Annotated in this window: 12 protein-coding genes; 10 read left to right on the top strand and 2 right to left on the bottom strand. The window is 61.8% G+C overall.

The window, feature by feature from the left end; all coding sequences use genetic code 11:
* Window positions 1-5: 5 nt before the first annotated feature.
* The 5 genes from alc (at window position 6) to C8K58_RS12710 (ending at window position 5,559) form a co-directional block, all read left to right on the top strand.
* Entirely contained in the window at window positions 6-1,001 is a 996-nt protein-coding gene (alc, locus tag C8K58_RS12730) for an allantoicase (RefSeq protein WP_027603916.1), read from the top strand.
* A 238-nt stretch (window positions 1,002-1,239) separates the two neighbouring features.
* Window positions 1,240-1,743 (top strand): ureidoglycolate lyase, encoded by a 504-nt coding sequence (locus C8K58_RS12725; protein WP_027603915.1) that lies wholly within the window; start codon window positions 1,240-1,242, stop codon window positions 1,741-1,743.
* 51 nt (window positions 1,744-1,794) lie between these two features.
* Window positions 1,795-3,078 carry a urate hydroxylase PuuD gene (locus tag C8K58_RS12720; RefSeq protein ID WP_027603914.1) on the top strand — a complete coding sequence of 428 codons (1,284 nt, stop codon included), beginning with the start codon at window positions 1,795-1,797 and terminating at the stop codon, window positions 3,076-3,078.
* A 115-nt stretch (window positions 3,079-3,193) separates the two neighbouring features.
* Window positions 3,194-4,543 (top strand): nucleobase:cation symporter-2 family protein, encoded by a 1,350-nt coding sequence (locus C8K58_RS12715; RefSeq protein ID WP_092355131.1) that lies wholly within the window; start codon window positions 3,194-3,196, stop codon window positions 4,541-4,543.
* Window positions 4,544-4,773: 230 nt separating this feature from the next.
* Window positions 4,774-5,559, top strand: coding sequence for an outer membrane protein OmpK (locus tag C8K58_RS12710; RefSeq protein WP_027603912.1), 786 nt, complete (start codon window positions 4,774-4,776; stop codon window positions 5,557-5,559).
* 46 nt (window positions 5,560-5,605) lie between these two features.
* On the opposite strand, the gene C8K58_RS12705 is transcribed toward C8K58_RS12710, so the two are convergent.
* Window positions 5,606-6,754: a patatin-like phospholipase family protein gene (locus tag C8K58_RS12705; protein WP_027603911.1), complete on the bottom strand. Its 1,149-nt coding sequence runs from the start codon at window positions 6,752-6,754 to the stop codon at window positions 5,606-5,608.
* Between the two features lie 30 nt (window positions 6,755-6,784).
* The gene (locus tag C8K58_RS12700; protein ID WP_092355134.1) at window positions 6,785-7,720 is read right to left on the bottom strand and encodes a lipid A biosynthesis lauroyl acyltransferase; all 936 of its coding nucleotides are present in this window, start codon (window positions 7,718-7,720) and stop codon (window positions 6,785-6,787) included.
* 119 nt (window positions 7,721-7,839) lie between these two features.
* Here C8K58_RS12700 and minC point away from each other — a divergent pair, with 119 nt between their 5' ends.
* The 5 genes from minC (at window position 7,840) to C8K58_RS12675 (ending at window position 11,987) form a co-directional block, all read left to right on the top strand.
* Entirely contained in the window at window positions 7,840-8,577 is a 738-nt protein-coding gene (minC, locus tag C8K58_RS12695) for a septum site-determining protein MinC (RefSeq protein ID WP_027603909.1), read from the top strand.
* A 201-nt stretch (window positions 8,578-8,778) separates the two neighbouring features.
* Window positions 8,779-9,591: a septum site-determining protein MinD gene (gene minD / locus C8K58_RS12690; protein WP_003175251.1), complete on the top strand. Its 813-nt coding sequence runs from the start codon at window positions 8,779-8,781 to the stop codon at window positions 9,589-9,591.
* Window positions 9,592-9,594: 3 nt separating this feature from the next.
* Complete coding sequence (gene minE, locus C8K58_RS12685; protein WP_003175252.1) at window positions 9,595-9,849, top strand: cell division topological specificity factor MinE; 255 nt, start codon at window positions 9,595-9,597, stop codon at window positions 9,847-9,849.
* Between the two features lie 96 nt (window positions 9,850-9,945).
* Window positions 9,946-10,581 carry an RluA family pseudouridine synthase gene (locus C8K58_RS12680; RefSeq protein ID WP_027603908.1) on the top strand — a complete coding sequence of 212 codons (636 nt, stop codon included), beginning with the start codon at window positions 9,946-9,948 and terminating at the stop codon, window positions 10,579-10,581.
* 116 nt (window positions 10,582-10,697) lie between these two features.
* Window positions 10,698-11,987: a M18 family aminopeptidase gene (locus C8K58_RS12675; protein WP_027603907.1), complete on the top strand. Its 1,290-nt coding sequence runs from the start codon at window positions 10,698-10,700 to the stop codon at window positions 11,985-11,987.
* Window positions 11,988-11,989: the final 2 nt, after the last annotated feature.

Raw genomic sequence — 11,989 nt, 5'->3', positions numbered from 1 at the left:
GAAGAATGAAAGCTTACGCCGTACCTTTCGAAAAGTTCGTCAACCTGGCCGACGCCCGCCTGGGCACCAAGATCATCTCCGTGACAGATGACTGGTTCGCCGACGCCAACCGCCTGTTCCAGCCGACCCCGGCCGTGTGGAAGGAGGGCGTTTTCGATGACAACGGCAAGTGGATGGACGGCTGGGAGTCACGCCGCAAGCGCTTCGAAGGCTACGACAGCGCAGTGATCCGCCTGGGCGTACCGGGCTCGATCAAGGGCGTGGACATCGACACGTCATTCTTCACCGGCAACTACCCGCCGTCGGCCTCCCTGGAAGCCTGCTTCCTGGCCTCGGGCGAGCCTGACGACAACACCCAGTGGGTAGAAGTCCTGTCGGCCGTCGAGCTGCAAGGCAACAGCCACCACTACCACGAGATCAGCAACGACCAGGCGTTCAGCCACCTGCGTTTCAACATCTACCCGGATGGCGGCGTGGCCCGTCTGCGTGTGTACGGCGTGCCGTTCCGCGACTGGTCGGCAGTGGGCGACAACGAACAGATCGACCTGGCTGCCGCATTGAACGGTGGTCGCGCACTGGCGTGTTCCGATGAACACTTCGGGCGCATGAGCAACATTCTCAACCCAGGCCGTGGCGTCAACATGGGCGATGGCTGGGAAACCGCCCGCCGTCGCACGCCAGGCAATGACTGGGTGATCGTCGCCCTGGGCCACCCCGGCGAAATCGAGAAGATCATCGTCGACACCCTGCACTTCAAGGGCAACTACCCGGACACCTGCTCGATCCAGGGCGCCTTCGTGAAGGGCGGCACCGACAGCCAGATCGAAACCCAGTCGCTGTTCTGGCGCGAACTGCTGCCGGCACAGAAACTGGAAATGCACGCCGAACACACCTTCGCCGAGCAGATCAAGGCGCTGGGGCCGATCACCCATATCCGCCTGAACGTGTTCCCGGATGGCGGTGTGAGTCGCCTGCGTGTGCTGGGTAAAGTCTCCAGGTAAACGCTGAATCCTGTGGCAAAAGAGCTTGTTGTGGTGAGCGGGCTTGTCGAATCGTCGCACCGCCCGCGTTGGGGCGCGAAGCGACCCTGGAAGCAGACACCGCGTTTTCACAGAAGAAACGCAGTGATCTTGTTGGGGCCGCTTCGCAGCCCAGCGCGGGCAAGCCCGCTCACCACATAAGCTCATTGCCACACACAAAATAGTTTTAACAACACAGAACTCGGATAAGAAGACAGCCATGCGCACACTGATGATCGAACCCCTGACCAAAGAAGCCTTCGCCCCTTTCGGAGACGTTATCGAAACCGACGGCAGCGATCACTTCATGATCAACAACGGGTCGACCATGCGCTTTCACAAGCTGGCAACGGTAGAAACCGCACAGCCTGAAGACAACGCGATCATCAGCATCTTCCGCGCCGACGCGCTGGATATGCCGTTGACCGTGTGCATGCTGGAGAGACACCCGCTGGGCAGCCAGGCCTTCATTCCGCTGCTCGGCAACCCCTTTCTGATCGTGGTCGCGCCACTTGGCGATGCACCTGTATCAGGCTTGGTCCGCGCCTTCGTCACCAACGGCAGGCAGGGCATCAATTACCATCGCGGCGTCTGGCACCACCCGGTGCTGACGATCGAAAAGCGGGATGACTTCCTGGTGGTTGATCGCAGTGGCACAGGCAATAACTGCGATGAGCATTTTTTCAAAGAGGATGAGCGGTTGATCCTCGCCCCCCACCAATAAGAGAAGGCCGGATCACCCGACAACAAGGGTGACAGGCGAGAGGTAAAGACTGTGGAAGCACATCTGTTGGAATGGCTGAACCTCAGCGTGCGCTGGGTTCACATGATCACTGGCGTCGCCTGGATCGGCGCTTCGTTCTACTTCGTCTGGCTGGAAAACAACCTCAACCGCGTCAACCCCAAGGACGGCCTGTCCGGTGACTTGTGGGCGATCCACGGTGGCGGTATCTACCACCTGGAAAAATACAAACTGGCCCCGCCGACCATGCCGGACAACCTGCACTGGTTCAAATGGGAAGCCTATTTCACCTGGATGTCGGGCGTCGCGCTGCTGTGCGTGGTGTTCTACCTCAACCCGACGCTCTACCTGCTCGCCCCCGGCAGCAGCCTCAGTGGCGGCGAAGGCGTCTTGCTGGGCATCGGCTCACTGTTCGCCGGCTGGTTCATCTACTCCTTCCTCTGCGACTCGGCCCTGGGCAAACGCCCTGCCCTGCTCGGCTTGATCCTGTTCGTGCTGTTGATTGCCGCCGCGTACGGCTTCAGCAAAGTGTTCAGCGGCCGTGGTGCGTACCTGCACGTGGGCGCGGTGATCGGCACCATCATGGTCGGTAACGTGTTCCGCATCATCATGCCGGCGCAGCGCGCGTTGGTGGCGGCGATCGCCGAGCACCGCACGCCCGATCCGGCCCTGCCGGCCAAGGGTCTGCTGCGCTCACGGCACAACAACTACTTCACCCTGCCGGTGCTGTTCATCATGATCAGCAACCACTTCCCGAGCACCTACGGCAGCCAATACAACTGGCTGATCCTGGCCGGGATCGCGGTGGCGGCGGTGCTGGTGCGGCACTACTTCAACACGCGGCATAACAGCCAGAAGTATGCGTGGACCTTGCCCGTGGGTGCGTTGGCCATGATTTGCCTGGCGTATGTGACCGGGCCCAAGCCGGTGGCGGAAGTCGCCAAGGCACCGGCGGCCATTGAGTACCAACCGTTGCCGGAAACCGCATTGGGCGGTGGCTTGAAACCCGCCGCGCCGGCAGCTCCGGCCGCCGCACCTGCGCCTGCCCAGGCGACGATTGATTTCGACAAGGTCCACGGGGTGATCCAGGAGCGTTGCGCCGTGTGCCATTCGGCCAAACCCACCAGCCCGCTGTTCAGCACCGCCCCGGCCGGCGTGATGTTCGATACACCGGCGCAGATCCAGCAACAGGCGGCACGTATCCAGGCGCAGGCCGTGGCAAGCCAGATCATGCCGTTGGGCAACATCACCCAGATGACCCAGCAGGAGCGGGATTTGATTGGCACGTGGATCAATCAGGGGGCGCGTACCAACTAACAGATTCACATAGTTCCAATGTGGGAGGGGCTTGCCCCCTCCCACATTTGGACCTGCAGTGTTTTGAAGATTGCGTTCCACACAACACAAAAATAAAAAAGATCCGAGGTGTTGCATGACCGAGTTAGTCGAACCGCAGATTCCTGCCGCACCCGCCATGGTGCGGCTGCCCCTCTTGCAACTGATTCTGGTAGGCCTGCAACACGTCTTGCTGATGTACGGCGGCGCCGTCGCCGTCCCCCTGATCATTGGCCAGGCCGCCGGCCTGAGCCGTGAAGAAATCGCCTTTCTGATCAACGCCGACCTGCTGGTAGCCGGCATCGCCACCCTGGTGCAGTCATTCGGCATCGGCCCGGTGGGCATCCGTATGCCGGTGATGATGGGCGCCAGTTTCGCCGCTGTGGGCAGCATGGTCGCCATGGCCGGCATGCCCGGTATCGGCTTGCAGGGCATCTTCGGCGCTACCATCGCCGCCGGGTTCTTCGGCATGCTGATCGCACCGTTCATGTCCAAGGTCGTACGCTTTTTTCCGCCGCTGGTGACCGGCACCGTGATCACGGCCATCGGCCTGTCGCTGTTCCCCGTGGCCGTGAACTGGGCCGGTGGCGGCAGCGCAGCGGCCACCTTCGGCTCACCGATTTACCTGGCGATTGCCGCCCTGGTACTGGCGACCATCCTGCTGATCAACCGCTTCATGCGCGGCTTCTGGGTGAATATCTCGGTGCTGATCGGCATGGGCCTGGGTTACGCCCTGTGCGGGGCCATCGGCATGGTTGACCTCAGCGGCCTGGCCCAGGCGCCGTGGGTGCAAGTGGTGACGCCGCTGCACTTCGGCATGCCCAGGTTCGAACTGGCGCCGATCCTGTCGATGTGCCTGGTGGTGGTGATTATCTTCGTCGAATCCACCGGAATGTTCCTGGCGCTGGGCAAGATCACCGGCCAGGACGTCACGCCGAAAATGCTGCGCCGTGGCTTGCTGTGTGATGCCGGTGCGTCGTTCTTCGCCGGTTTCTTCAACACCTTCACCCATTCCTCCTTCGCGCAGAACATCGGCCTGGTGCAGATGACCGGCGTGCGCTGCCGCTCGGTGACGATGATGGCCGGTGCCTTCCTGATTGTGCTCAGCCTGTTGCCCAAGGCCGCGTACCTGGTGGCGTCGATTCCCCCGGCGGTGCTCGGCGGGGCGGCGATCGCCATGTTCGGCATGGTGGCGGCCACCGGCATCAAGATCCTCCAGGAGGCCGATATCGCCGACCGTCGCAACCAGTTGCTGGTGGCGGTGAGCATCGGCATGGGCCTGATCCCCGTGGTGCGCCCGGAGTTCTTCGCACAGTTGCCCGTGTGGATGAGCCCGATCACCCACAGCGGCATCGCCATGGCGACCCTCAGCGCACTGTCGCTGAATATCCTGTTCAACATTCTCGGCGGGGCCGAACGCCCCGTAGTCGACCCCGCCCATACCTGACACGTGCCCCATTGTCGCCCTGTGCGCGCTGTAACGGCGCACTTGAGCCCTGACGTGGGAGCCAGTATTCTCCGCGCCCGCTTGAATCGACGGTTGTTTACCGCCTTGGCGCGGGTCTTGCTGTAGCAATAAAGCTGACCATTCAGACCACTTTTGTAACCACTAAAGGCGCCGCACCAGAGCGCTTGTGTAGAAGAAAAACCATAAAACTTTAACTCGGGAGCAACCGAATGAAACCTCTGTTCAAAGGCCTGATGCTGGCGGGATCCCTGCTGGCCGGCGGCCAGGCCGTGGCCGGTGACTTGTTGCAGTGGCAGAACAACAGCCTGACGTATCTGTGGGGCAAGAGCTTTACCGTCAACCCGCAGATCCAGCAAACCGTAACGTTCGAACATGCCGATGCCTGGAAGTACGGCGACAACTTCGTCTTCGTCGACCGCATCTTTTACAACGGCAAGGAAGACGGCAACGTCGGCCCAAGCACGTATTACGGTGAGATCAGCCCGCGACTGTCGTTCGGCAAGATTTTCGACCAGGACCTGTCCTTCGGCCCGATCAAGGATGTGTTGCTGGCCTTCACGTATGAGTTCGGCGAAGGCGACAACGAGTCGTACCTGCTCGGCCCTGGCTTCGACCTGAACATCCCGGGCTTCGACTACTTCCAGCTGAACTTCTACCAGCGCCAGACCGAAGGCAATCGCCCAGGCGACGGTGTATGGCAGATCACCCCGGTATGGTCGTACACCCTGCCGGTGGGCAACTCGAATATCCTGATCGACGGCTTCATGGATTGGGTGGTGGACAACGACAAGAACGCCCGTGGCACTTACCACGCCAACCTGCACTTCAACCCGCAGGTCAAATACGACTTGGGCAAGGCGCTGCATTGGGGCGACAAGCAGTTGTACGTGGGCTTTGAATACGACTACTGGAAGAACAAGTACGGGATCGAGGATTCCGGCGCGTTCAAGACGACCCAGGACACGGCGAGCTTCCTGGTCAAGTATCACTTCTAAAAGCTACTGCAAGACACATGTGGGAGGGACTTGCTCCCTCCCACATTCAGATAGGCGGCAGGCCCAGGAACCGCATGATCTCTTCACGCTTGGCCAGCGCATCCTTCCTGCCCAACTCAATCAACTCGCTGCAATACCCCGCCTCGAACAGCAAGTAACTCAGCACCCCTGCCCCGCTCGTCTTGGTCGCCCCCGGCCCACGCAGGAACAGACGCAATGCCGCCGGCAATTCCTGCCGATGCCTTGCGGCGATTTCGTCGATCGGCTGGCTTGGCGCAATGACCAGCACTTCCACCGGTGCCAGGCCACGGGCCGCGCTGTCGGCTGGCTGGTGATGGCTGAACTGGTTCAGACGCTCCAGCAGTTCGATATCGCTTTCCAGGCTGTCAATGAACGTGCTGTTGAGCATATGCCCGCCGATCTGGGCCAACGTCGGCTCCTGGCCGGTATAGGTGCGTTGCGCCATCGGTTCATTGCCCCGCGGGTTACCGCTGACACCCACCACCAGCACCCGGGTCGCCCCCAGGTGCAGCGCCGGGCTGATGGGGGCGGATTGGCGCACCGCGCCGTCACCGAAGTATTCCTGGTCGAGTTTCACCGGGGCAAACAGCAAGGGGATCGCCGAACTGGCCAGCAGGTGTTCAACGGTCAGTTGCGTCGGCACTCCGATACGCCGATGGCGCAACCAGGCGTCGATGGTGCCGCCGCCCTGATAGAAGGTCACCGCCTGCCCGGATTCATAGCCGAAGGCCGTGACGGCGACCGCATGCAGGTGCTGTTGGCGGATGGCCTCGTCGATACCTGCCAAATGCAGTTTGTCCTGCAACAAGTCCCGCAGCGGCGAGCTGTTGAGCAGCGCCACCGGCAACTGCCGGCCCAGCCCCAGCAAGCTGTGGGTAAAGAAGCGACTCGCCTGGCGCACCACCCCCGGCCAATCGCTGCGCAATACCAGGTGGCTGCGAAACCCCTGCCAGAACGCAGTCAGGCGCTGGATCGCCGCCGTGAAGTCCATCGCACCGCTGGCCAGGCTCACCGCATTGATCGCACCGGCCGACGTGCCGACGATCACCGGAAACGGATTGGGCGCCCCCGGCGGCAACAGCTCGGCAATCGCCGCCAATACCCCCACCTGATACGCCGCTCGCGCCCCGCCGCCTGAAAGAATCAAGCCTGTAACCGGTTCAGCTGCGCGCATTGCATCACTCCATGTGGGGGAAAGTCGGTCTTAGCGACGGCGTTTTTCGTACAGCTTGGGTTCGCCCGGTGGCCGACTCTTGAAGCGGCGGTGGGTCCACAGGTATTGCTCGGGACATTCACGCACCGAGGCTTCCACCCACCGGTTGATGCGCAGGCAGTCGACTTCATCGCTTTCGCCGGGGAAGTCGGTCAACGGCGGGTGGATCACCAGGCGGTAACCGCTGCCGTCCGCCAGGCGCTGCTGGGTGAACGGCACCACCAGCGCCTTGCCCAGCTTGGCGAACTTGCTGGTGGCAGGCACGGTGGCGGCCTGGATGCCGAACAGCGGCACGAAGATACTTTGCTTGGCGCCGTAGTCCTGGTCCGGTGCATACCAGATGGCGCGGCCGGCACGCAGCAGCTTGAGCATGCCGCGCACGTCTTCGCGCTCGACCGCCAGGGAGTCGAGGTTATGCCGCTCGCGGCCACGGCGCTGGATATAGTCGAACAGCGGGTTGCCGTGCTCGCGGTACATGCCGTCGATGGTGTGCTTCTGCCCCAGCAGGGCCGCGCCGATTTCCAGGGTGGTGAAGTGCAGGGCCATGAGGATCACGCCCTTGCCATCCAGTTGGGCCTGCTTGAGGTGTTCCAGGCCTTCGACATGGGCCAGGCGCGCCAGGCGCTGGCGCGACCACCACCAGCTCATGGCCATTTCGAAGAAGGCGATGCCGGTGGAGGCGAAGTTTTCCTTGAGCAGCTTCTTGCGCTCTGCGGGGGATTTTTCCGGGAAGCACAGTTCCAGGTTGCGGGCGGCGATGCGGCGACGTTCGCCGGCCACATGGTACATGCCTGCACCCAGCAGGCGACCAATGGTCAGCAGCGCACGGTACGGCAGTTGGGTCACCAGCCACAGCAGGCCGAGTCCCAGCCATAACAGCCAAAAGCGCGGGTGAAAAAATACAGCTCGAAAACGCGGGCGATCCATTACAGATTCCGGGAAAGACAGGGCCGCGCATTCTACAACGGTTCGACTCGGCTTGCGGCCAGTGAGTGTTCTCGTTATAAGTCTCGACACTTTTCGTGACAAGCCGCTTTTTGCCGACCATGAGCCAAACCGAACCGCTAGACCAAGATCCCGTGTTCCAGCTGAAAGGCAGCATGCTCGCCATCACCGTGCTGGAACTGGCCCGCAACGACCTCGACGCCCTGGACCGCCAGCTCGCCGCCAAGGTCGCCCTGGCGCCGAACTTCTTCAACAACGCCCCGCTGGTACTGGCCCTGGACAAACTGCCGGCCGGCCAGGGCAGCATCGACCTGCCCGGCCTGATGCGCGTGTGCCGCTCCCACGGCCTGCGAACCCTGGCGATTCGTGCCAGCCGCATCGAAGACATTGCCGCCGCCATCGCCATTGAACTGCCAGTACTGCCACCCTCCGGCGCGCGTGAGCGTCCACTGGAACCTTTGGTCGGCGAAGTGCAGAAAAAACCGGAAAAACCAGCGGAACCGACGATCAAGCCTACAAAGATAATCACCACGCCCGTACGCGGCGGACAGCAGATTTACGCCCAGGGCGGCGACCTGGTGGTGATCTCTTCGGTCAGTCCCGGCGCGGAACTTCTCGCCGATGGCAATATCCATGTATACGGCCCGATGCGCGGACGTGCCCTCGCCGGCATCAAGGGGGATACCAAGGCGCGCATTTTTTGCCAGCAATTGACCGCTGAGCTGGTGTCCATCGCGGGCCAGTACAAGGTTTCGGAAGATTTGCGCCGCGATCCGCTGTGGGGAGCCGCGGTGCAGGTCAGCCTGTCGGGCGATGTGTTGAACATCATCCGTCTTTAACGGATACTGCCGCATTTTCCAAGCATCTCTAGACTCTGATAGCACAGCGAAACTGGCATTACTTGCGTAGGAACATTTGAAGGTTGGCGTTTTTCCTGCGAAAACCCGTCTTTTTTCCTACAAAGGCTGTCCGCCTGCGGCGAGTTCCAAGAGATGTTTTTCAGGGGCTGAAAAGTCCTTTTTCCTTAGGGGTGAAACACCTTGGCCAAGATTCTCGTGGTTACATCCGGCAAGGGTGGTGTGGGTAAGACCACCACCAGCGCCGCTATCGGTACCGGCCTCGCTCTGCGCGGCCACAAGACAGTCATCGTCGACTTCGACGTCGGTTTGCGTAACCTCGACCTGATCATGGGCTGCGAACGCCGCGTGGTGTACGACTTCGTCAACGTGGTGAACGGCGAAGCCAACCTGCAACAGGCCCTGATCAAGGACAAGCGCCTTGAGAACCTGTATGTACTGGCCGCCAGCCAGACGCGCGACAAAGATGCGCTGACCAAGGAAGGCGTAGGCAAGGTCCTCGCTGAACTGAAGGAAACCTTCGAGTACGTGGTCTGCGACTCCCCGGCCGGTATCGAAACCGGTGCTCACCTGGCGATGTACTTCGCCGATGAAGCCATCGTGGTGACCAACCCGGAAGTGTCTTCGGTACGTGACTCGGACCGCATGCTCGGCCTGTTGGCCAGCAAGTCCAAGCGCGCCGAGGAAGGCCAGGACCCGATCAAGGAACACCTGCTGCTCACCCGCTACAACCCTGAGCGCGTCAGCAACGGCGAAATGCTCGGTGTTGAAGACGTCAAGGAAATCCTCGCCGTGACCCTGCTGGGTGTGATCCCGGAATCCCAGGCCGTGCTGAAGGCTTCCAACCAGGGCGTCCCGGTGATTCTCGACGACCAGAGCGACGCCGGCCAGGCGTACAGCGATGCGGTTGATCGCTTGCTGGGCAAGACCGTGGAACATCGCTTCCTCGATGTTAAGAAGAAGGGATTCTTCGAGCGTATCTTTGGAGGCAACTAAACAATGAAATTTCTCGACTTCTTTCGCGCCAACAAAAAGCCAAGCACCGCGTCGGTCGCGAAAGAGCGTCTACAGATCATCGTGGCGCACGAACGCGGCCAACGCAGTACCCCGGATTACCTGCCAGCCTTGCAGAAGGAGCTGGTGGAGGTGATCCGCAAGTACGTCAATATCGGCAACGATGACGTGCATGTCGCCCTGGAAAATGACGGCAGCTGCTCGATTCTGGAACTCAATATCACCCTGCCTGATCGTTGATCGAACAGGCGGCCGCCACGGCGGCTCGGTCACCTTGATCCCTTCGCGGGAACCGGGTGGTCGAGCCGCCGTTGGCGTTTGTTGCGAGGCTGTTTAATGCCGCTGTCCACTATTCATATCCTGCATCAGGACGACGCTGTCCTGGTGGTGAACAAGCCGACCCTGTTGCTCTCGGTGCCCGGCCGCGCCGATGACAACAAGGACTGCCTGATCACCCGCCTGCAGGAAAACGGCTACCCCGAAGCCCGCATCGTCCATCGCCTGGACTGGGAAACCTCGGGGATCATCCTGCTGGCCCGGGATGCCGATACCCATCGCGAACTGTCCCGCCAGTTTCACGACCGCGAAACCGAAAAGGCCTACACCGCGCTGGCCTGGGGCCAGCCGGAACTGGACAGCGGCAGCATCGACCTGCCCCTGCGCTACGACCCGCCGACCAAACCGCGCCATGTGGTGGACCACGAGTTCGGCAAGCATGCGCTGACCTTCTGGAAAGTGCTGGAACGCTGTGGCGACTGGTGCCGCGTCGAGCTGACGCCGATTACCGGAAGGTCGCACCAGTTGCGCGTGCATATGCTGTCCATCGGGCATCCGTTGCTCGGTGACGGCCTGTATGCCCATGAACAGGCCCTGGCTGCCTGGCCGCGCCTGTGCCTGCACGCGAGCATGCTGAGCTTCACTCACCCGCAAAGCGGTGAGCGCTTGCGCTTTGAGTGCCCGGCGCCCTTCTAAAGCTGTAAATACAGTACATGTGGGAGGGGCGGTGCGACTTGCCCCCTCCCACATTTGTTCTGTGCACTTCTCGCCCTCGAACGGTAAACTCCGCGCATTGCTGTCTGGAGCTATTTATGCGCGAAGCGTTGAATCAAGGCCTGATCGACTTCCTCAAGGCCTCCCCTACTCCTTTTCATGCCACCGCCGCCCTGGCCCAGCGCCTGGAAGCGGCCGGTTTCCAGCGCCTCGACGAGCGCGAGACCTGGGCCACCGAAGCCAACGGTCGCTACTACGTGACCCGCAACGATTCCTCGATCATCGCCTTCAAGCTCGGCCGCCATTCGCCGTTGCAAGGCGGGATTCGCCTGGTCGGCGCCCATACCGACAGCCCGTGCCTGCGGGTCAAGCCCCAGCCTGAGCTGCAACGCCAGGGCTTCTGGCAACTCGGCGTGGAAGTCTACGGCGGCGCGCTGCTGGCGCCGTGGTTCGACCGCGACCTGTCCCTGGCCGGCCGCGTCACCTTCCGTCGCGACGGCAAGGTCGAAAGCCAGCTGATCGACTTCAAGCTGCCCATCGCTATCATCCCCAACCTGGCCATTCACCTGAACCGTGAAGCCAACCAGGGCTGGGCGATCAATGCCCAGACCGAATTGCCGCCGATCCTCGCGCAATTTGCCGGTGATGAACGCGTGGACTTCCGTGCCGTGCTCACCGAGCAGCTGGCACGGGAGCATGGGCTGAACGCCGATGTGGTACTCGACTACGAGTTGAGCTTCTACGACACCCAGAGCGCCGCCGTCATCGGCCTGAACGGCGACTTCATCGCCGGCGCACGCCTCGATAACCTGCTGTCGTGCTACGCCGGCCTGCAAGCCTTGCTCACCAGCGAGAGCGACGAAACCTGCGTGCTGGTGTGCAACGACCACGAGGAAGTCGGCTCCTGCTCGGCCTGCGGTGCCGATGGCCCGATGCTGGAACAGACCCTGCGTCGACTCTTGCCGGAAGGTGATGAATTCGTACGCACCATTCAGAAATCCCTGTTGGTGTCGGCCGACAATGCCCACGGCGTACACCCCAACTACGCCGACAAGCACGACGCCAACCACGGCCCCAAGCTCAATGCCGGCCCGGTGATCAAGGTCAACAGCAACCAGCGCTACGCCACCAACAGCGAAACCGCCGGGTTCTTCCGTCACCTGTGCATGGCCCAGGAAGTGCCGGTGCAGAGCTTCGTGGTGCGCAGCGACATGGGCTGCGGCTCGACCATCGGCCCGATCACCGCCAGCCACCTGGGTGTGCGTACGGTGGATATCGGTTTGCCGACGTTTGCCATGCACTCCATTCGTGAACTGTGCGGCAGCCATGACCTGGCGCATCTGGTGAAGGTGTTGGGCGCGTTCTACGCCAGCCACGACCTGCCCTAAGA

It is taken from the genome of Pseudomonas sp. GV047, assembly GCF_003058245.1.
In the GTDB taxonomy this organism is placed as follows: domain Bacteria; phylum Pseudomonadota; class Gammaproteobacteria; order Pseudomonadales; family Pseudomonadaceae; genus Aquipseudomonas; species Aquipseudomonas marginalis.
The sequence above is the reverse complement of the archived record's forward strand: the minus strand, read 5'-3'. Positions and strand labels throughout refer to the sequence as shown.